This window comes from Enterobacter sp. BNK-16, from assembly GCF_048684955.1.
Taxonomy (GTDB): domain Bacteria; phylum Pseudomonadota; class Gammaproteobacteria; order Enterobacterales; family Enterobacteriaceae; genus Enterobacter; species Enterobacter bugandensis.
This window is the reverse complement of record NZ_JBLQTQ010000001.1, coordinates 2,537,620-2,557,898: the sequence shown is the minus strand read 5'-3', so window position 1 is coordinate 2,557,898 and position 20,279 is coordinate 2,537,620. Positions and strand designations below refer to the sequence as shown.

Genomic DNA, 20,279 nt, shown 5'->3' with positions numbered 1-20,279 from the left:
ACACTTTATTTTCATCGGGATAGTCACCCAGGAAGGTGTTTATGAGCAAAAAAACGCAGCATTTCTCGCTTAAGGTGCTGACGATAAACATTCATAAGGGCTTCACAGCATTTAACCGCCGCTTCATTTTACCGGAGCTGCGCGACGCGGTACGCACCGTCAGCGCGGACATTGTCTGCCTGCAGGAGGTGATGGGCGCGCACGAGGTACACCCCATGCATTTCGAAAACTGGCCCGATACGCCGCACTATGAATTCCTGGCCGACACCATGTGGAGCGATTACGCCTACGGCCGCAACGCGGTCTATCCGGAAGGCCATCACGGTAATGCGGTGCTGTCGCGTTTTCCTATAGAACATTATGAGAACCGGGACGTTTCCGTCGGGGAGAGCGAAAAACGCGGGCTGCTATACTGCCGCATCACGCCGCCGGAACTTGACGTTCCGGTTCACGTGGGCTGCGTTCACCTCGGACTGCGTGAAGCCCACCGCCAGGCGCAGCTGCAGATGCTGGCGGACTGGACCAATGCGCTGCCGGAAGGCGAACCCGTGGTGGTCGCCGGGGATTTTAACGACTGGCGGCAGCGCGCCAACCATCCGCTGAAGGTCAAAGCGGGACTGGAGGAAATTTTCACCCGGGCACATGGTCGTCCCGCACGGACGTTTCCGGTGCGATTCCCCCTGCTGCGCCTGGACCGCATCTACGTGAAAAATGCGCATGCCAGCAGCCCGACGGCGCTGGCGTTACTGAACTGGCGACATCTTTCCGACCATGCCCCGCTGAGCGCGGAGATCCACTTATGAAATGCACCTGGCAGGAAGGTAACCGTATTACGCTGCTGGAAAACGGCGATAACTTTTATCCGGCGGTCTTTGAGGCGATTAGCCACGCACAGCAGAAAGTCTACCTTGAAACGTTTATCTGGTTTGAAGACGACGTTGGCAGGCAGCTGCACAGCGTACTGCTGCATGCCGCCCGGCGCGGGATAAAAATCGAGGCGCTGCTCGATGGATATGGCTCGCCGGATCTTAGCGATGAATTTGTTAACGAGCTCACCGCCGCCGGCGTGGTGTTCCGCTATTACGATCCCGGTCCGCGTCTGTTCGGCATGCGCACCAACCTGTTTCGGCGCATGCACCGCAAAATAGTCGTAGTGGACGAAACGGTGGCGTTCGTGGGCGGCATTAACTACTCCGCCGAGCATATGTCGGATTACGGCCCGGAGGCCAAGCAGGACTACGCGATCCGCATTGAGGGACCGGTAGTTCAGGACATCCAGCTGTTCGTGCTGGAAAACTTGCCCGGTAAAGAGGCCGCTCGCCGCTGGTGGCGACGCCGTCATCGCCCGGAAGAGAACCGCAAGCCCGGCGAAGCGCAGGCGCTGTTTGTCTGGCGGGACAACGAGGAGCATCGGGACGATATTGAACGTCATTACCTGAAGATGCTGGCCAATGCGAAGCGCGAAGTGATTATCGCCAACGCCTATTTCTTCCCCGGCTACCGTATTCTGCACGCCATGCGCAACGCGGCCCGACGCGGCGTGAGCGTTAAACTGATTGTGCAGGGCGAGCCGGATATGCCGATTGTGAAGGTGGGCGCGCGCCTGCTCTACCGCTACCTGGTGAAAAGCGGCGTGCAGATATATGAATACCGCCGCCGCCCGCTGCACGGCAAAGTGGCCGTCATGGATGACCACTGGGCAACCGTCGGCTCCAGTAACCTCGATCCGCTGAGCCTGTCGCTTAACCTGGAAGCGAACCTGATCATCCACGACCGTCAGTTTAACCAGACCCTGCGGGATAACCTTCAGGGACTTATCCATAAGGACTGCGTACGGGTGGATGAGTCCATGGTGCCGAAACGGAGCTGGTGGAACGTTGGCATCGGCGTGGTGGTGTTCCACTTCCTGCGCCACTTCCCGGCGATGGTCGGCTGGCTGCCAGCGCATACGCCGAAGCTGGCGCAGGTTGATCCGCCGGTACAACCTGAAATGGAAACCCAGGACCGCGTTGAAGCGGAAGATGGAGGCAAACCCTGATGTCAAAATCTCATCCTCGCTGGCGGCTGGCGAAAAAAATCCTCACCTGGGTATTCTTTATCGCGGTCGCGGTACTGCTGGTGGTCTACGCGCAGAAAGTGGACTGGGAAGAGGTGTGGAAGGTCATCCGCAACTATAACCGGCTGGTGCTGCTGGGTGCCGTAGGGCTGGTTATCGTCAGCTACCTGATGTACGGCTGCTACGACCTGCTCGGTCGCGCCTACTGCGGCCACAAGCTGGCTAAACGTCAGGTGATGCTGGTGTCGTTTATCTGCTACGCCTTCAACCTGACGCTGAGCACCTGGGTGGGCGGCATCGGCATGCGCTATCGCCTGTACTCGCGTCTCGGATTACCGGGCGGAACCATCACCCGCATTTTCTCGCTGAGTATCACCACCAACTGGCTGGGGTACATTCTGCTGGGCGGGGTGATTTTCACCATCGGCGTGGTGCAGCTGCCCGCGCACTGGTATATCGACGAGGCCACGCTGCGCATTCTCGGCATCGTGCTGCTGCTGATCATCGCCGTGTATCTGTGGGCCTGCGCCTTTGCCAAACGTCGCCATATGACCATTAAAGGGCAGAAACTGGTACTGCCGTCGTGGAAGTTCGCGGTGCTGCAGATGGCGGTATCCAGCGCTAACTGGATGGCGATGGGGGCAATCATCTGGCTGTTGATTGGCGAGGACGTGAACTACTTCTTCGTGCTGGGCGTGCTGCTGGTGAGCAGTATCGCCGGGGTTATCGTGCATATTCCGGCGGGAATTGGGGTGCTGGAGGCGGTGTTTATCGCGCTGCTGGCCGGAGAACATGTTTCACAGGGGACGATTATTGCCGCCCTGCTCGCCTACCGCATGCTCTATTACTTCCTGCCGCTGGCGCTGGCAACGGTCTGTTATCTGGTGCTGGAGAGCCGGGCGAAAAAGTTACGGGCGAAAAATGAGAAGGCAATGGCGAAATAAAAGCAAAACGGCAACCTTGTTGCCGTTTTTAGCGTTTGTTCCCTCTCCCGTGGGAGAGGGTCAGGGTGAGGGCACCAGACCGCACCGCCACCCGGCAAAACAACCCTAGCGACGGTTGCCGAAAATCCGCAGCAGCATCAGGAACAGGTTGATGAAGTCCAGATACAGCGTCAGCGCACCCAGAATCGAGTATTTGCGCAGGTTTGAACTGTCGCGCACGTCGATCTGCTCGCCGATGTTTTTCAGCTTCTGAGTGTCATAGGCCGTCAGCCCGACAAAGACTACTACCCCGATATAGGTCACGGCCCACATCAGCGCGTCGCTCTTGAGCCACAGGTTCACCAGCGATGCCAGCACAATCCCGATCAGCCCCATAAACAGCATATTACCTAAGCCGCTCAGGTCACGTTTGGTGGTGTAACCGTACAGGCTCATCACGCCAAACATCCCGCCGGTCACCACGAAGGTACTGGCGATGGAGGAGTAGGTGTAGACGATGAAAATGCTGGAGAGCGTCAAACCGGTCAGCGCCGAATAGAGCATAAACAGCGTGGTCGCCATTCCGGCACTGAGTTTCTGCACCAGGCCGGAAAGCACAAACACCAGCGCCAGCTGTGCGATAATCAGCCCAAAGAAGGTGATTTTGCTGGAGAAGATAAACATCATCAGCTCAGGCGTGTTCGCCGCATACCACGCGATAAACGCGGTAAGCAGCAGGCCGACCGTCATCCAGCCGTACACCTGCGCCATATACGTCTGCAGGCCGCTACGGGTCTGCTGTACTATTGAATCGGAACGCGGAAATCGGTCCATGATTCACTCCTGATTAAGGTTAAGAAGACACACACGTTAAGAGTAACACATCCACGTAAACCGACTACCAACGGCTGGCGGCCTGTTTATCGCTGTCGCGAGATTCCACCCAGCGCTCGCCTTCCGGCGTGGCTTCGCGCTTCCAGAACGGCGCTTTGGTTTTGAGGTAATCCATAATGAACTCCCCTGCCGCAAAGGCGCTACCGCGGTGCGCGCTGGTCACGCCGACAAAGACAATCTCTTCGCCGGGCCACATCTCGCCGATGCGGTGGATCACCGTGACCCGCCCGAGCGGCCAGCGGCCTCGCGCTTCATCCACAATTGCCGCCAGCGATTTTTCCGTCATGCCCGGATAGTGCTCCAGCGTCAGCGCTTTTACGCTGTCGCCGAGATTGTGGTTACGCACTTTACCGGTGAAAGTAACGACCGCGCCGTCTTCATCGCGCTCCGCCAGCCAGTCATATTCTGTACCGACGTTAAAGCGCTCGGGACCGACCAGAATTCGGGTTTCAGCCATCTTAGCCCCCTGTGACCGGCGGGAAGAAGGCCACTTCATCCCCTTCAGTCAGCGGGTGGGTGAACTCCACCAGCGTCTGGTTAACGGCCGCCAGCAGCTTGCCTTCGTCGAGCGCCAGCGCCCAGCGGTCGCTTTGTGCCGCCAGATGCGCGCGCAGGGCGGCGACGTTTTCAAAAGAGGCGTCCAGCGTCAGGCTGTCGGTATTAACCAGCTCACGCACCTGGGCGAAAAAGAGCACCTTAATCATGGCTGTCCACCTTAAAATCGCCGGATTTGCCGCCGCTTTTTGCCAGCAGACGAACCGGGCCAATCACCATATCTTTCTGCACCGCTTTGCACATGTCGTAGATGGTCAGCGCGGCGACGGAGGCTGCCGTCAGGGCTTCCATCTCCACGCCGGTTTTGCCGGTTAAGCGGCAGAGGGACTCAATACGCACGCGGTTGTGCTCCGGCTGCGCCTGCAGGTTCACTTCCACCTTGCTCAGCATCAGCGGATGGCAGAGCGGGATGAGGTCCCAGGTCCGTTTTGCAGCCTGAATACCGGCGATGCGGGCGGTGGCAAAGACGTCGCCCTTATGGTGGCTGCCGTCGATAATCATCGCCAGCGTCTCAGGCAGCATGGTGACGAATGCCTCAGCACGCGCCTCGCGCACCGTTTCGGCCTTGGCGGAGACATCCACCATATGCGCTTCGCCAGCGGCGTTAATGTGGGTCAGTTGTGACATAGTTTACTTCTTCAAATGGGGATGAAAATTACACGGACGGGTACGGGCATCCAGCTGCGGGGCAATAATATTTTCCCATGCGGTGCGGCAGGCTTTGGTCGAGCCCGGCATGGCGAAAATCAGCGTGTTGTTTGCCACGCCGGCCACCGCGCGCGACTGCAGCGTGGAGGTGCCAATCTCTTCAAAGGAGAGCATGCGGAACACTTCGCCGAAGCCTTCCACCTCGCGGTCAAACAGCGGGATTAGCGCCTCGGGGGCCTGATCGCCCGCGGTAAAGCCGGTGCCGCCGGTGATCAGCACCACCTGCACCTCAGCACTGGCGATCCACTGAGAGACCTGCGCGCGAATGGCGTAGCGGTTCTCTTTCACAATCGCTTTATCGACGATGGTATGCCCCGCGTCATGGGCCGCCTCACGCAGCCAGTGGCCGGAGGTATCATCTTCTTCTCCACGGCGGTCGGAAACGGTAAGAATAGCAATGCGTGTCGGGATAAATTCTGCGCTGACCTGACTCATCTTCTGGTTCCTTCTAAAGACTGATTACCCGCCGATGTAGGACAGGTTCTGAGTAATGCCGGTATTGCCCTGATGCAGGAAATGGGTCTGCTTTTTGTGCGTCAGCGCCTCGGAAATGCGTGCTTGAAGTGCACCCTGTTGGGCATCGTCTTCCAGCAGATCGCGAAGATCCACGCCGCCGTCGCCAAACAGGCAGAGATGAAGCTTGCCCACCGACGATACGCGCAGGCGGTTACAGCTGGCGCAGAAGTCTTTTTCATAGGGCATGATAAGCCCAATTTCGCCTTCGTAATCCGGGTGACAAAAGACCTGTGCCGGGCCGTCGCTGCGCTGGCGGATCTGGTGGATCCAGCCGCGTTTCAGCAGCTCGTCGCGCAACACCATGCCGGAAATATGGTGGCGGCGGAACAGTTCGCTGCCCTCGCCCGTTTCCATCAGCTCGATAAAACGCAGTTGAATGGGACGGGACTTAATCCACGCCAGGAAGGTGTCGAGCTGATGGTGGTTTACGTCGCGCATCAGCACCGTGTTGACTTTGACCTTTTCGAACCCGGCGGTAAACGCCGCATCGATGCCGTCCATCACCTGGCGGAACTTGTCCTGACCGGTAATGGCGTGAAACTGCCGGGCATCAAGGCTGTCCACGCTGACGTTGATCGCGGTTAGGCCAGCGTCGCGCCAGTTGGCCACGTCACGCGCCATGCGGTAACCGTTGGTGGTCACCGCGATCTGGCGGATGCGTTCGTTTTCGCGTACGGCGGCAATGATGTCGGGGAAATCGCGGCGCAGGGAGGGTTCGCCACCGGTCAGACGGACTTTTTCGGTACCGAGCTCCGAGAACGCACGCGTGACGCGGCGCACTTCATCCACGGAGAGAAAGCTATTATTGGTGACGCTGCCCGGCTTGTAGCCATCGGGCAGGCAGTAGGTGCAACGGAAGTTGCACACATCGGTAATCGACAGACGCAAGTAGTAAAACTTACGCGCGAAAGCATCAGTAAGTTGTGAAGCCATGTACACCTTTCCAGATCGGGAGGCACAGTCATTTCTTTCTGTACCCTGGTGGCAAATCCGCCACGGCCAGGGCGCCATATCATTCGACACAGGCGCCAGGGCTAGAGTGTATGTTTTCAGTTTTGAAAACGTGGTTATGGCGATAGTAGCGTGGAAATCGACACTCCGCCATTGTCGCTTTTCGCTATATAATTATGTATATAGCGATTCAGTCCTGCATTTTCGCTACAGAATACCTAAAAACCGCATTTTCGCATTGATATACGTCATTTTGCATTGGGTGAGGCATCGTCTTTTGGGGGTAGTTAGGTTACTGTTACGCGATCGAACGTGATAAGGAATACGTATGCGCAATCGCACTTTTGCGGATCTTGACCGAGTGGTCGCTCTTGGCGGAGGCCACGGCCTGGGCCGCGTCATGTCCTCTTTGTCGTCACTGGGCTCACGGCTGACAGGGATAGTGACAACCACCGACAACGGCGGCTCAACCGGGCGGATCAGGCGGGCTGAAGGCGGCATTGCCTGGGGAGATATGCGCAACTGCCTGAACCAGTTAATTACCGAACCGAGCGTCGCGTCGGCGATGTTTGAGTACCGTTTTGGCGGCAATGGCGAACTTTCCGGGCATAACCTCGGAAATCTGATGTTAAAGGCGCTGGATCACCTGAGCGTACGGCCACTGGAAGCCATTAACTTAATCCGTAATCTGCTCAAGGTGGATGCATTCCTGATCCCCATGTCTGAACAACCGGTTGACTTGATGGCAATCGATGCCGAAGGGCATGAAGTTTACGGCGAGGTGAATATTGACCAGCTCCTCCTGCCGCCAACGGAGTTGATGACCTATCCGAGCGTACCCGCCACGCGGGAAGCAGTAGAGGCCATTGGTGAAGCGGATCTTATCCTGATCGGTCCAGGCAGTTTTTATACCAGCCTGATGCCCATTCTGCTGGTAAAAGAGCTGGCGCAGGCGCTGCGTCGCACCCCTGCCCCGATGGTCTATATCGGTAACCTGGGCCGTGAGCTGAGCCCGGCAGCGGCGAGCCTGTCGCTGGCGGACAAGCTGGACCTGATGGAGCAGTACGTCGGTAAGAAAATTATCGACGGCGTCGTGGTTGGGCCAAAAGTGGATGTGACAGGGATTGGCGATCGCGTGGTGGTGCAGGAGCCGCTGGAAGCCAGCGATATTAAATATCGTCACGACCGCCACCTGCTGCGCGAGGCGCTGGAGAAAGCGATTCAGGCGTTGGGTTAGGTTCGCTTTGTGCGGCCTGATGCCCTCACCCCAGCCCTCTCCCACGGGGAGAGGGGGAATACACGCCGCTTTATCTATGATGCCGCGATAAACAGATCCCGCAGCTGATGCAGCTGGTCGCGGATCTGCGCCGCCTCTTCGAACTCCAGGTTCTGGGCGTGCTGCATCATCTGCCCTTCCAGCTCGTGGATTTTCTGCTGCAGCGCCTTCGGCGTCAGTACGACGGTATCTTCTTCCACCACTGAACGCGCCTTGCCGCGGCCTTTCGCTTTGGTCTTAGCAATGTTCTGACCCAGCGCCAGAATATCCACCACCTTCTTGTTCAGCCCCTGCGGCGTAATGCCGTGCTCTTCGTTGTAGCGCTGCTGCTTCTCGCGTCGGCGTTCCGTTTCGCCAATCGCTTTCGCCATCGACGGGGTGATTTTGTCGCCGTACAGAATCGCTTTCCCGTTGACGTTACGCGCGGCGCGGCCAATGGTCTGGATCAGGGAGCGTTCAGAGCGCAGGAAGCCCTCTTTATCGGCGTCCAGAATCGCCACCAGCGAAACTTCCGGCATATCCAGACCTTCTCGCAACAGGTTGATCCCCACCAGCACGTCAAACTCGCCCAGACGCAGATCGCGGATAATCTCCATGCGCTCCACGGTGTCGATATCCGAGTGCAGATAGCGCACCTTCTCACCGTGTTCTTCAAGATACTCGGTCAGGTCTTCCGCCATGCGCTTGGTGAGCGTCGTCACCAGCACGCGCTCGTTGATGGCGGAACGGGCGCGGATCTCAGAGAGCAGATCGTCCACCTGGGTCGCCACCGGGCGCACTTCGATAATCGGGTCCAGCAGCCCTGTCGGACGAACCACCTGGTCGATCACCTCATCGCCCGATTTTTCCAGCTCGTAGTTGCCCGGCGTGGCCGACACGTAGATGGTCTGCGGCGCCAGCGCCTCAAACTCTTCAAACTTCATCGGACGGTTATCCAGCGCTGACGGCAGGCGGAAGCCGTACTCCACCAGCGTCTCTTTACGCGCGCGGTCACCGCGGTACATCCCGCCGATCTGCGGGATCGTGACGTGGGATTCGTCGATCACCAGCAGACCGTCGGCCGGAAGGTAGTCAAACAGCGTCGGCGGTGGCTCGCCCGGCCCGCGCCCGGAGAGGAAGCGCGAGTAGTTTTCGATACCCGAGCAGTAGCCCAGCTCGTTCATCATCTCCAGATCGAACTGGGTGCGCTGGCTCAGGCGCTGCTCTTCCAGCAGCTTATTGTTAGCCAGAAGCACCTTACGGCGCTCTGCAAGCTCCTCTTTGATCTCTTCCATCGCCTGCACGATACGCTCTCGTGGCGTCACGTAGTGCGTTTTAGGGTAGATGGTAAAACGCTGTATCACCGACTCAACGTGGCCGGTCAGCGGGTCGAACAGTGACAAACGCTCAACCTCTTCGTCAAACAGCTCGACGCGCAGCGCCATATCGTCCGATTCCGCCGGGAAGATGTCGATCACCTCACCGCGCACGCGGAACGTCCCGCGCTGGAAGGCCTGGTCATTACGGGTGTACTGCAGCTCGGCCAGACGGCGCAAAATTGCGCGCTGATCGATGATCATCCCCTGCGTCAGGTGCAGCATCATCTTCAGATAGAGATCCGGATCGCCCAGGCCGTAAATCGCCGAAACAGACGCGACCACAACCACATCGCGACGCTCAAGCAGCGCCTTGGTCGCCGACAGTCGCATCTGTTCGATGTGTTCGTTCACCGAAGCATCTTTCTCGATGAAGGTATCAGAGCTCGGCACATAGGCTTCCGGCTGGTAGTAATCGTAGTAGGAGACAAAATACTCCACCGCGTTTTCTGGGAAGAACTCTTTCATCTCGCCATAAAGCTGTGCCGCGAGGGTTTTATTGGGTGCAAGCACCATCGTGGGGCGCTGCAGGTCAGCGATCACGTTGGCGACAGTAAACGTTTTGCCCGAGCCGGTTACCCCCAGCAGCGTCTGGTGCGCCAGCCCGTCTTCCAGCCCCTCTTTAAGACGACGGATCGCCTCAGGCTGATCGCCAGAGGGGCGGAAAGCAGAATTCAGTTTGAACGGTTTACTCATGGGCGACGACCTGATGACGTTATAAGCGGCAGGTGAGTAATTTTACTCGTTGTTGCCAGGAATGCCAGTAAAAAACACTGGATGAAAAACCAGTAGCGTGTCAGGATATTTAGCGTAGCGGCGGAGTCATTAGCGCGTTAGCGGACAAAATTTAGGCTCTGACGAGATAAAAAACCAGCCAGGTTGGGTTATCCCCAGAACTTTTTCTTTTTTAACATTTGTCAAGCCAGGTAATGATAGTTTTATGGCAACGAGTGACACTTTCATTACGGTAATTGCTTTTATCTAAGCAATTAAATTTTAAACGATATTTTCTAAAGCCGCGTTTCGCGTCAATTTGGGCGAAAGCCGCGTCTTCTCTCGCTTATCGCGTGTTTTCTAACTCTAATGCACATGGTTATCCACAGGAATAGTGGATAACTGCTTCCAGCCCGTGTAGACCGCCGCTCAGCAAATTCCCGGATTTTCCCACGAGGCGGCAACAAAAAATTTTTATAGCTCTTTTTTGACGATAAACAGTTGAGTCATTCATAACCAACAGATGCGATCCTGCTCACATTTCAGCCATTTTTCGTCCTGCACCACAACTCACCATTCCCGGCACCGTCGATGTGCAAGCCACGCGTTTTTACCCTGCTCTCCTGTGGCTTATTCCTAAAAAAGTCGTTTTTTTAATCGATTTCAGGTTTCTGGCAAGCGTTTTGCAGCTTCACGTCAGGCCTATCCCTACGCATTTTTAAGGAGAGAAAGATGTTGAGTCTGCGTGCAGTGAATCAGTTTTACGGAAGCCAACATACGCTATGGAACGTGAATTTGGATTTTCCGCAAGGGATGTGTACAGGCGTCATAGGCCTGCCGGGGATGGGCAAAACCACCCTGATGAACTGCATTACCGGAAACATCCCCGTCGAAAGCGGCACGATTATCTGGCATGAAGCGGGCGCACCGCCGCGTGATTTGCTCAGCCCGGCACCGGAACAACGTTCAGAGCCGGGAATAGGCTATGTGCCGCAGGACAGGCGTATTTTCTCTCAACTGACGATTGAGGAGAATCTGCATATTGCCATGCGGGCGATGGGGAAACCCGACCCGGCGGCGAAAAGCGACGTATACGATCTGTTCCCGGAACTCTACGCGCGTCGTCAGACGCGGGGCAATGCCCTTTCGCCAGAGGATCAGTATCAGCTTGCCCTGGCGAATGCACTGGTCAACCGCCCGCGGATGCTGATTCTGGATGAGCCTACGCATGGGGCAGGACACGGATTTGCCCAGAAGCTGGCGCATCTGCTGGTGCGCTTAAACCGGGAGTTAGGCATGACGGTGCTGCTGGCGGAGCAGCAGCTGTCGTTTATCCGCCGGGTGGCGGATCGGTTTTGCATGCTTTATCGCGGGCGTAACGTGGCTCAGGGCCACGTTAGCGAGCTGAACGATGAGCTTATCGCCCACTGGATGTCGCGGGAAGCAAGACGCTGAGGTCGAGATAACGCCCGGTTTCGGCCTGCTCAGCATCGCCAGCAATCCAGGGGATTTCCCCGAGGAACGGTGCCGGGAGCACGCGCTTGAGGGTCGCCAGATACTCCTCATGCCGCCTGCCCGGCGCAACCACGTCGTTGGCTATCCAGCCTGCCAGCGTCAGCCCTGCCTGCTGAACGGCCTGCGCCGTCAGCATGGCGTGATTGATGCAGCCCAGCTTCACGCCGACGACCAGAATGACCGGAAGCCGCTCGGCCTGCACCCAGTCAGCAAAGGTCTGCGTGTCCGAAAGTGGCGTAAACCAGCCTCCCGCGCCTTCCACCAGCACCCAGTCGGCCTGGCTTTCCAGCGTCCGTAACCCGGCAGACAGCACGGCGAAATCAATCGGACGGCCTTCGTCAGCGCTGATAATGTGCGGCGAGGTCGGCTCGGCAAAGGTGTACGGATTCACCGCGGAGTAGGCGAGTTCACGCGTGCTGTTACGCTGGAGCGCCAGCGCGTCGGTGTTGCGTAACCCTTCCGCCGTCATCTCGCTGCCGGAAGCTACGGGCTTATATCCGGCGGTGTTTTTTCCGAGCAGTCGTGCCGCCTGCAGCAGCGCAGCGCTGGCAACCGTTTTGCCCACTTCCGTATCCGTGCCGGTAACAAAATAACGTTCAGTCACGTTCGATAATCCCATGAAAAAGTTGATAAGAGAGCGGGAAAAGGCCCCGCTGCTGCGGCCAGGCCAGCTCCAGGCGTTGCAGCTGCCCCCGGGTCAGCGGTTTTTTCTCCCGCCCGGCGTGCAGGTGCGTGGCGCCGATGCCCTTCAGAGAGCGCATGGCGCTGAACGCGTCGCTAAAATTAAGCGTGATGGTTTGCACCGTGCTGCGACAGCGCCAGCCAGCCAGCGCCTGCGTCACCTGCTCATACGATAAAAAGCGGTTCGCGTGCGGCTGTTCATCCACCGCTTTCCACGCCTGATTCAGCTCCGGCAGCGAACTTTCCAGCAAGGTTGTAAAGGCCACCTTTCCTCCCGGTCGTGCGACGCGATAAAGCTCGCGTAACGCCTGCGGCAGGCTGCTGCACCACTGCACCGCCAGATGGCTCCAGACCAGCTCGAACTGCGCGTCCGCCAGCGGGATAGCCTCGATATCGGCCACTACATACTGATGCGCCGCCTGCTGCTGGCGCGCCTCGTCCAGCATGGCGGGCGACAGGTCGATGGCCGTCACCTCGCTCCCCGCCTCGCGCCAGTAGCGGCTGTTGCTGCCGGGACCACAGCCGGCGTCCAGCACCTGCGGGAAGCGGTTCTCGCCAAGCGCGGCCAGAAGCCCCAGCGCGCTCTGGCGCTGGAGTTCATCGTGCTGCGAATAGCTCCGTGCGGCCCGGCCAAACGCCGCCGCAACGGCCTGTTTATTCACCGGCATCATGAAGCGCCTCCAGCAGCGTCTGGATATCCTGCGCCTCATGCGCCGCCGTCAGGGTTAAGCGCAGACGCGCGGTGCCCGGCGGAACGGTTGGCGGACGAATGGCCGTAACCCACATCCCCCGCTCGCGCAGCGCCTGGGCCAGCGCCAGCGCGCGGCCGTTTTCGCCGACAATCACCGGCTGAATAGCGCTCTGCGAATCGGGACTCTGGAAGGGAAGCGCCGCCAGTCCCTGACGGAAGCAGGAGATGTGCTCTGCCAGCTGCTGACGGCGTTCATCCCCTTCTGCGCTGCGGATCACCGCCAGCGACGCCGACAGCGCCACGGCCTGCGCCGGGGGCATGCTGGTGCTGTAGATGAGGTGACGGGCAAACTGCAGCAGATAGTTGGCGACAGATTCGCTGCACAGCACGGCGGCGCCGCTGACGCCAAAGCCTTTGCCGAAGGTAACCACCAGCAGTTCCGGCTTCACGTTTTGTTGATGGGCGCTGCCGCGTCCTTCATCTCCCATCACCCCAGTACCGTGAGCATCATCGACCAGCAGCCAGGCGTTTTGCCGCTTTGCGGCCTCGTGAAGCGCGGCAAGCGGCGCACTGTCGCCGTCCATGCTGAACACCCCTTCCGTGACTGCCAGCTGTTGCCCGTCGCAGGGTTTGTCCAGCAGCGAGGCGAGCTGTGACGCATCGTTATGGGCAAAACGCCGCAGCTGGGCGGGACTTAAGTTTGCCGCTTCCAGCAGCGAGGCGTGGCTTAAGCGGTCGGCGACAATGCGGTCCTCTTTCCCCATCATGGCCGTGATGACCGCCTGATTGGCGGCAAAGCCGGAGATAAACAGCAGCGCACGCGGGTAGCCCAGCCAGTCGGCAAGCGCCTCTTCCAGTGCCTGATGCGCCGTGGTGTATCCGCTGACGTGCCCCGAGCCACCGCTGCCCACGCCAAACCGCTCCGCGCCCTGCTGCCAGGCGCGGATAATGGCCCGATGCTGGCTCAGCCCGAGATAGTCGTTGCTGGAGAAATTACAAAACTGCCGTCCCTCGCGGGTCAGAAAACGGCCCGCGCCGTTTTCCACCACTCTTCGAGCGCGAAACGCCTCTGCCGCCCGGCGTTCTTCCAGCGCGGCATTAATCCGTGCCTGCCAGGTCATACGGCTGCCGCGTTGTAGAACTGGTCGGTGTCGGCGTTGAGAATCTGCTGCTCCAGCTGCTGCTGTTGCTCGTTATCGCCCGTCAGCACCCCGGTCTGATGCGGGTTCAACCCCAGCTTGCGGAACAGCTGAACGTCTTTGTCCTCTTCCGGGTTCGGCGTGGTCAGCAGCTTGCAGCCGTAGAAGATGGAGTTGGCGCCGGCCATAAAGCACATTGCCTGAGTCTGCTCGTTCATCTGCTCGCGGCCCGCAGAGAGGCGAACGTAAGACGTTGGCATCATGATGCGCGCCACCGCGATGGTGCGAATAAAATCAAACGCATCCACGTCCTCGTTATCCGCCAGCGGCGTGCCCTTGACCTTCACCAGCATGTTGATCGGCACGCTTTCCGGCGGGGTCGGCAGGTTCGCCAGCTGCAGCAGCAGGCCCGCACGGTCTTTCACCGTTTCACCTAAGCCCACGATGCCGCCGGAGCAGACCCTGATCCCCGCGTCACGCACTTTATCCAGCGTATCCAGACGCTCCTGGTAGGTGCGCGTGGTGATGATGTTGCCGTAAAATTCCGGCGAGGTGTCGAGGTTGTGGTTGTAGTAGTCCAGCCCCGCGGCAGAGAGACGCTGCGCCTGCTCCTCGTTCAGCGTTCCGAGGGTCATGCAGGCCTCAAGCCCCATCTCCTTCACGCCTTTCACCATCTGCTCCAGATACGGCATATCGCGATCGTGCGGGTTCTTCCACGCCGCGCCCATGCAGAAGCGGGTTGAGCCGGCGTTTTTCGCCTTGCGCGCGGAGTCGAGCACCTGCTCCACTTCCATCAGACGCTCGGATTCGAGACCGGTTTTGTAGCGCGCGCTCTGCGGGCAATATTTGCAGTCTTCAGGACAGGCGCCGGTCTTGATCGACAGCAGCGTGCTGACCTGAACATGGCGAGGATCGAAGTGCTGACGATGCACCTGTTGCGCTTCAAACATCAGCTCAAGGAAAGGTTTGTTGAATAATTCAGTAACTTGCGACATCGTCCAGCGTGCGTGGTGAGCCATTGGGCTTCTCCAAAGGGTTTTGTTAATTTTCGGTTCGGTTTATACTCGTAAACCTAAAACTTTTCAAAATGGTTTACAAGTCGATTATGACCCAGGACGATCTCGCCTTCGACAAGCAGCATATCTGGCACCCTTACACCTCTACTACCCGCCCCCTTCCCGTCTATCCGGTGGCCTCTGCCCACGGCTGCGAGCTGCATCTCGCCAGCGGCGAGCGGCTGGTTGACGGAATGTCCTCCTGGTGGGCGGCGATTCACGGGTATAACCACCCGCGCCTGAACGCGGCGATGAAGGCTCAGATTGACCAGATGTCGCACGTGATGTTTGGCGGAATCACCCATCAGCCCGCGGTGGATTTATGCCGTCGCCTGGTGGCGATGACGCCTGACTCGCTGGAGTGCGTTTTCCTGGCCGATTCCGGCTCGGTGGCGGTGGAAGTGGCGATGAAGATGGCGCTGCAGTACTGGCATGCGAAGGGCGAAACGCGCCAGCGGTTCCTCACCTTCCGCAACGGCTATCACGGGGATACCTTCGGGGCGATGTCGGTCTGCGATCCGGACAACTCCATGCACAGCCTGTGGAAGGGGTATCTGCCAGAAAACCTGTTTGCCCCTGCGCCGCAAAGCCGATTCGACGGCGAGTGGAACGAGACGGACATGGTGGGCTTCGCGCGGCTGATGGCGGCCCATCGCCATGAAATCGCCGCCGTTATTCTCGAACCGATCGTGCAGGGCGCGGGCGGAATGCGGATGTACCATCCGGAATGGCTGAGGCGCATTCGCAAGATGTGCGACCGCGAGGGCATTCTGCTGATTGCCGATGAAATTGCCACCGGCTTTGGCCGCACCGGCAAGCTGTTTGCCTGCGAACATGCGGGTATCGCCCCGGATATTCTGTGTCTGGGTAAAGCGCTGACTGGCGGCACCATGACGCTCTCCGCCACCCTCACCACTCGTCAGGTTGCCGACACTATCAGCGACGGCGAGGCGGGCTGCTTTATGCACGGCCCGACGTTTATGGGCAACCCGCTGGCCTGCGCCGTGGCAAGCGAAAGCCTCGCCATTCTGGAGAGCGGCGAGTGGCAGACGCAGGTCGCGGCGATTGAGGCACAGCTGAAAGGAGAGCTGAGCGCCGCCTCGGGGGCGAATTTTGTGGCGGACGTGCGCGTGCTGGGTGCCATCGGGGTGATTGAGACCACCCGCCCGGTGAACATGGCGGCGCTGCAGCGCTTTTTCGTTGAGCAGGGCGTCTGGGTGCGGCCTTTCGGCAAGCTTATCTACCTGATGCCGCCGTACAGCATCACGCCGGAGCAGCTGCGTAAATTAACCGACGCGGTCGTAACAGCCGTTAACATTCCCGCGCATTTCGCGATTTAATTCCATGCGTTACACTTCCTGAACGAGTGAATAACGAGGATAAACCGTATGAAAATCATCAGTAAAGATCTGCGCGACGGTGAAAAACTCCCGGAACGCCACGTTTTCAACGGCATGGGCTATCAGGGGGATAATATCTCCCCGCACCTGGCGTGGGACGACGTTCCTGCAGGAACCAAAAGCTTTGTCGTGACCTGCTACGACCCGGACGCGCCGACCGGCTCGGGCTGGTGGCACTGGGTTGTGGCGAACCTGCCCGCCGACACGCGCGTGCTGCCGCAGGGTTCCGGTTCAGACCTGGTTGCCCTGCCTGAAGGTGCCATTCAGACGCGCACTGACTTTGGTAAAGCGGGCTACGGCGGCGCGGCGCCGCCAAAAGGGGAAACCCACCGCTATATCTTCACGGTGCACGCGCTGGATGTGGAGAAGATTGAGGTCGATGAAGGCGCGAGCGGCGCGATGGTCGGGTTTAACGTGCATTTCCATTCCCTGGGGAGCGCGTCGATTACGGCGATGTATTCCTGAAAAAAGCCGGGTGGCGGCTACGCCTTACCCGGCCTGGATTTCGCATTCGTAGGCGTAGGCCCGGTAAGCGCAGCGCTACCGGGCAAAACATCACAGCACCGAAGGTAGCAGTCCTACAAGGCGTCCCTCCTCCAGAAGCTGCATCGCCTTATCAATGTCCGGCGCAAAGAAGCGGTCGTCATCGTAATGCGTGACGTGCTCGCGCAGCACATGGCGCGCCTGCTCCAGCAGCGGGCTGGATTTAAGCCCTTCGCGCAGATCGATACCCTGACACGCCGCCAGCCACTCCACCGCCAGCACGCCGCGGGTGTTGGAGGCCATCTCCCACAGACGACGCCCGGCCGCCGGGGCCATCGACACGTGATCTTCCTGGTTCGCCGAGGTTGGCAGGCTGTCCACGCTGTGCGGGTGCGACAGCGCTTTGTTCTCGCTTGCCAGCGCTGCGGCCGTCACCTGAGCGATCATAAAGCCTGAGTTAACCCCGCCGTTACGCACCAGGAACGGTGGCAGTTGGGACATGTGTTTATCCATCATCAGCGCGATACGGCGCTCGGACAACGCGCCGACTTCGGCAATCGCCAGCGCGATATTATCCGCCGCCATCGCCACCGGCTCGGCGTGGAAGTTGCCCCCGGAGACCACCTCGTTTTCCTCGGCGAATACCAGCGGGTTGTCGGAGACCGCATTGGCCTCCACCAGCAGCACCTCTGCCGCCTGGCGCAGCTGCGTCAGGCACGCGCCCATCACCTGCGGCTGACAGCGCAGAGAATACGGATCCTGCACCTTCTCGCAGTTATGGTGTGAATCCGCAATCTCACTCGTGTCGGTAAGCACGTGGCGGTACATGGCGGCGGCATCAATCTGCCCGCGCTGGCCGCGCACCGCGTGAATACGCGCGTCAAACGGACGACGCGAGCCGAGCACAGCCTCGGTGGTCAGCGCACCGCACACCACCGCCGAGGCAAAGAGATCTTCCGCTTCAAACAGGCCGCGCAGCGCAAAGGCCGTCGACGCCTGCGTGCCGTTGAGCAGCGCCAGCCCCTCTTTTGCCGCGAGGGTGACTGGCGTTAAGCCGGCTTTTGCCAGCGCTTCTTTCGCAGGGAGCCACTCGCCCTGCCAGCGCGCTTTGCCCTCACCCAGCAGCAGCAGCGACATGTGCGCCAGCGGGGCGAGATCGCCGGAGGCACCGACGGAACCTTTTGCCGGGATCCACGGATAGACTTCTGCATTCACCAGGGCCATCAGCGCCTGGATCACGCTCAGGCGAATGCCCGAGAAACCGCGCGCCAGGCTGTTGATTTTGAGCACCATCATCAGACGGACAATCTCATCATCCAGCGGCTGGCCGACGCCCGCCGCGTGCGACAGCACCAGCGAACGCTGTAAGTTTTCCAGATCGTGCGTGGCGATGCGGGTCTGCGCCAGCAGGCCAAAGCCGGTGTTAATCCCGTAGGCAGTGCGCCCTTCGGCAACAATCGCTTCTACGCAGGCGACGCTGTCGTTTATCGCGGCGTGGGCGCTTTCATCAAGTGAAAGGGTGACCGGCTGGCGCCAGACGTTACGCAGCTGTTTGAGCGTCAGCGAGCCGGGAGTGAGTGTTAACGCGTTCATACATGCTTTCCTTGTGTGGCAGGGATCATCGGCAGGTTCAGTCCCTGCTCTTTGGCACAGTCAATGGCAATCTCGTAACCCGCATCCGCGTGACGCATCACGCCGGTTGCCGGGTCGTTGTGCAGCACACGGGCGATGCGCGCGGCCGCTTCATCGGTTCCATCACAGACGATGACCATCCCTGAGTGCTGGGAGAAGCCCATCCCGACGCCGCCGCCGTGGTGCAGCGAGACCCAGGTGGCGCCGCTGGCGGTATTCAGCAGGGCATTAAGCAATGGCCAGTCGGAGACCGCGTCAGATCCGTCGCGCATGGCTTCGGTTTCACGGTTTGGGCTGGCGACGGAGCCGGAGTCCAGATGGTCGCGGCCAATGACGATAGGCGCGGAGACTTCACCGCTGCGCACCATTTCGTTGAAGGCCAGACCCAGCTTTTGCCGCCACTCCAGCCCTACCCAGCAGATGCGCGCCGGCAAGCCCTGGAAGCTGATGCGTTCGCGAGCCATATCCAGCCAGTGGTGCAGGTGTTCGTCGTCTGCGACGATCTCCTTCACTTTGGCGTCGGTTTTGTAGATATCCTGCGGATCGCCGGACAAGGCCACCCAGCGGAACGGGCCGATGCCGCGGCAGAACAGCGGACGGATATAGGCAGGCACGAAGCCGGGGAAATCGAAGGCGTTATTCACGCCCATCTCTTTCGCCATCTGGCGGATGTTGTTGCCGTAGTCAAAGGTTGGAATACCCAACTGGCTGAAGGCCAGCATCGCGGAGACGTGTTCCGCCATCGAACGCTTAGCCGCCAGTACCGTGCCTTCAGGGTCGGTTTCCGCTTTTTGCTGGTAGTCTTCCCACGTCCAGCCTTTTGGCAGGTAACCGTGCAGCGGGTCATGGGCGCTGGTCTGGTCGGTGACGAGATCCGGACGCACGCCGCGGGCAACCAGCTCCGGCAGAATATCCGCCGCGTTACCGCACAGGGCAATCGACACCGCTTTGCCTTCGGATGTGTATTTTTTAATGCGCGCCAGCGCGTCATCAAGATTCTCGGCCTGTTCGTCGACGTAACGGGTACGCAAACGGAAATCAATGCGGCTCTGCTGGCACTCAATGTTCAGCGAGCACGCGCCGGCCAGCGTGGCGGCCAGCGGCTGCGCGCCGCCCATCCCGCCCAGACCGGCGGTAAGCACCCAGCGGCCTTTCAGCGATCCGTTATAGTGCTGACGCCCCGCTTCCACGAAGGTTTCGTAGGTGCCCTGCACAATCCCCTGGCTGCCGATGTAGATCCAGCTCCCGGCGGTCATCTGGCCATACATCGCCAGCCCTTTCGCGTCCAGTTCGTTGAAGTGTTCCCAGGTGGCCCAGTGCGGCACGAGGTTAGAGTTGGCGATCAGCACGCGCGGCGCGTTCTTATGGGTTTTAAATACGCCAACCGGCTTGCCGGACTGCACCAGCAGGGTTTCGTCGTGTTCGAGTTCGGTCAGGGATTTTACAATTGCGTCATAGCATTCCCAGTTGCGTGCGGCGCGGCCTATGCCGCCGTAGACCACCAGTTCGTGGGGGTTTTCCGCCACCTCAGGATCAAGGTTGTTCATCAACATGCGCAGCGGGGCTTCGGTGAGCCAGCTTTTGGCAGTAAGCGTGGTGCCGCGCGCGGCGCGGACGTCCTGCTGGCGGTATTTACCTGACGACATTGTGTGCTCCTCATAAGGGACAGATGATGCATTTAGATATACTTGTATAGACAAGCACACACAAGGTCGGATTTAACAAAAAAGATACA

The 20,279-nt window shown here is 59.3% G+C and carries 20 protein-coding genes and 1 riboswitch; of the genes, 7 read left to right on the top strand and 13 right to left on the bottom strand.

The annotated features are described in order from the left end of the window. The first annotated feature begins 41 nt into the window (after positions 1 to 41). From ACMGGH_RS12240 to ACMGGH_RS12230, 3 genes are read left to right on the top strand one after another with little or no spacing between them, the layout of a single operon-like run. Positions 42 to 803 carry an endonuclease/exonuclease/phosphatase family protein gene (locus tag ACMGGH_RS12240; protein ID WP_041910727.1) on the top strand — a complete coding sequence of 254 codons (762 nt, stop codon included), beginning with the start codon at positions 42 to 44 and terminating at the stop codon, positions 801 to 803. Continuing rightward, positions 800 to 2,038, top strand: coding sequence for a cardiolipin synthase ClsB (gene clsB, locus ACMGGH_RS12235; RefSeq protein ID WP_045259955.1), 1,239 nt, complete (start codon positions 800 to 802; stop codon positions 2,036 to 2,038). The genes ACMGGH_RS12240 and clsB overlap by 4 nt, the downstream gene beginning before the upstream one ends. Continuing rightward, a complete protein-coding gene (locus tag ACMGGH_RS12230) occupies positions 2,038 to 3,000 on the top strand; it encodes a lysylphosphatidylglycerol synthase domain-containing protein (RefSeq protein WP_028012425.1) in 963 nt (320 codons plus the stop codon). The genes clsB and ACMGGH_RS12230 overlap by 1 nt, the downstream gene beginning before the upstream one ends. A 105-nt stretch (positions 3,001 to 3,105) precedes the next feature. On the opposite strand, the gene ACMGGH_RS12225 is transcribed toward ACMGGH_RS12230, so the two are convergent. The 6 genes from ACMGGH_RS12225 to moaA form a co-directional block, all read right to left on the bottom strand. Continuing rightward, positions 3,106 to 3,813, bottom strand: a complete 708-nt coding sequence (locus ACMGGH_RS12225) for a Bax inhibitor-1 family protein (RefSeq protein ID WP_010428846.1) — start codon at positions 3,811 to 3,813, stop codon at positions 3,106 to 3,108. 64 nt (positions 3,814 to 3,877) lie between these two features. Then, positions 3,878 to 4,330 (bottom strand): molybdopterin synthase catalytic subunit MoaE, encoded by a 453-nt coding sequence (gene moaE, locus ACMGGH_RS12220; RefSeq protein ID WP_041910729.1) that lies wholly within the window; start codon positions 4,328 to 4,330, stop codon positions 3,878 to 3,880. Between the two features lies 1 nt (position 4,331). Further along, entirely contained in the window at positions 4,332 to 4,577 is a 246-nt protein-coding gene (gene moaD / locus ACMGGH_RS12215; protein WP_045259953.1) for a molybdopterin synthase sulfur carrier subunit, read from the bottom strand. Continuing rightward, positions 4,570 to 5,055 (bottom strand): cyclic pyranopterin monophosphate synthase MoaC, encoded by a 486-nt coding sequence (gene moaC, locus ACMGGH_RS12210; RefSeq protein ID WP_008501142.1) that lies wholly within the window; start codon positions 5,053 to 5,055, stop codon positions 4,570 to 4,572. Before moaC ends, moaD begins: the two co-directional genes overlap by 8 nt. 3 nt (positions 5,056 to 5,058) lie before the next feature. Continuing rightward, complete coding sequence (moaB, locus tag ACMGGH_RS12205; protein WP_028012422.1) at positions 5,059 to 5,571, bottom strand: molybdenum cofactor biosynthesis protein B; 513 nt, start codon at positions 5,569 to 5,571, stop codon at positions 5,059 to 5,061. Positions 5,572 to 5,595: 24 nt separating this feature from the next. Next, the gene (moaA, locus tag ACMGGH_RS12200) at positions 5,596 to 6,585 is read right to left on the bottom strand and encodes a GTP 3',8-cyclase MoaA (protein WP_232948004.1); all 990 of its coding nucleotides are present in this window, start codon (positions 6,583 to 6,585) and stop codon (positions 5,596 to 5,598) included. Next, positions 6,573 to 6,706: riboswitch (molybdenum cofactor riboswitch) on the bottom strand. It overlaps the preceding gene by 13 nt. Before the next feature lie 225 nt (positions 6,707 to 6,931). Between moaA and yvcK the strand changes: the two genes are divergently transcribed. After that, a complete protein-coding gene (gene yvcK / locus ACMGGH_RS12195) occupies positions 6,932 to 7,840 on the top strand; it encodes a uridine diphosphate-N-acetylglucosamine-binding protein YvcK (protein WP_028012420.1) in 909 nt (302 codons plus the stop codon). Between the two features lie 74 nt (positions 7,841 to 7,914). On the opposite strand, the gene uvrB is transcribed toward yvcK, so the two are convergent. Next, positions 7,915 to 9,930, bottom strand: coding sequence for an excinuclease ABC subunit UvrB (uvrB, locus tag ACMGGH_RS12190; RefSeq protein WP_028012419.1), 2,016 nt, complete (start codon positions 9,928 to 9,930; stop codon positions 7,915 to 7,917). Positions 9,931 to 10,680: 750 nt separating this feature from the next. Between uvrB and ACMGGH_RS12185 the strand changes: the two genes are divergently transcribed. Beyond that, positions 10,681 to 11,403, top strand: coding sequence for an ABC transporter ATP-binding protein (locus tag ACMGGH_RS12185; protein ID WP_232948003.1), 723 nt, complete (start codon positions 10,681 to 10,683; stop codon positions 11,401 to 11,403). On the opposite strand, the gene bioD is transcribed toward ACMGGH_RS12185, so the two are convergent. From bioD to bioB, 4 genes are read right to left on the bottom strand one after another with little or no spacing between them, the layout of a single operon-like run. Continuing rightward, complete coding sequence (gene bioD, locus ACMGGH_RS12180) at positions 11,366 to 12,067, bottom strand: dethiobiotin synthase (protein WP_059357978.1); 702 nt, start codon at positions 12,065 to 12,067, stop codon at positions 11,366 to 11,368. The genes ACMGGH_RS12185 and bioD overlap by 38 nt on opposite strands. Continuing rightward, positions 12,060 to 12,815 carry a malonyl-ACP O-methyltransferase BioC gene (gene bioC / locus ACMGGH_RS12175; protein WP_059357977.1) on the bottom strand — a complete coding sequence of 252 codons (756 nt, stop codon included), beginning with the start codon at positions 12,813 to 12,815 and terminating at the stop codon, positions 12,060 to 12,062. Before bioC ends, bioD begins: the two co-directional genes overlap by 8 nt. Beyond that, entirely contained in the window at positions 12,799 to 13,956 is a 1,158-nt protein-coding gene (gene bioF / locus ACMGGH_RS12170) for an 8-amino-7-oxononanoate synthase (protein WP_232948002.1), read from the bottom strand. Before bioF ends, bioC begins: the two co-directional genes overlap by 17 nt. Beyond that, complete coding sequence (gene bioB, locus ACMGGH_RS12165) at positions 13,953 to 14,993, bottom strand: biotin synthase BioB (RefSeq protein ID WP_232948001.1); 1,041 nt, start codon at positions 14,991 to 14,993, stop codon at positions 13,953 to 13,955. Before bioB ends, bioF begins: the two co-directional genes overlap by 4 nt. Positions 14,994 to 15,079: 86 nt before the next feature. On the opposite strand from bioB, the gene bioA reads away from it, so the two are divergent. Both bioA and ACMGGH_RS12155 read left to right on the top strand, forming a co-directional pair. Next, complete coding sequence (gene bioA, locus ACMGGH_RS12160) at positions 15,080 to 16,369, top strand: adenosylmethionine--8-amino-7-oxononanoate transaminase (protein WP_075206601.1); 1,290 nt, start codon at positions 15,080 to 15,082, stop codon at positions 16,367 to 16,369. 48 nt (positions 16,370 to 16,417) lie between these two features. Next, positions 16,418 to 16,894, top strand: a complete 477-nt coding sequence (locus tag ACMGGH_RS12155) for a kinase inhibitor (RefSeq protein WP_028012412.1) — start codon at positions 16,418 to 16,420, stop codon at positions 16,892 to 16,894. Between the two features lie 90 nt (positions 16,895 to 16,984). Here the strand turns inward: ACMGGH_RS12155 and hutH are convergent, their stop codons facing one another. Together hutH and hutU are read right to left on the bottom strand one after the other, a co-directional pair. After that, positions 16,985 to 18,505 (bottom strand): histidine ammonia-lyase, encoded by a 1,521-nt coding sequence (gene hutH, locus ACMGGH_RS12150; protein WP_049136993.1) that lies wholly within the window; start codon positions 18,503 to 18,505, stop codon positions 16,985 to 16,987. Continuing rightward, positions 18,502 to 20,190: a urocanate hydratase gene (gene hutU / locus ACMGGH_RS12145; protein ID WP_232948000.1), complete on the bottom strand. Its 1,689-nt coding sequence runs from the start codon at positions 20,188 to 20,190 to the stop codon at positions 18,502 to 18,504. The genes hutH and hutU overlap by 4 nt, the downstream gene beginning before the upstream one ends. Positions 20,191 to 20,279: the final 89 nt, after the last annotated feature.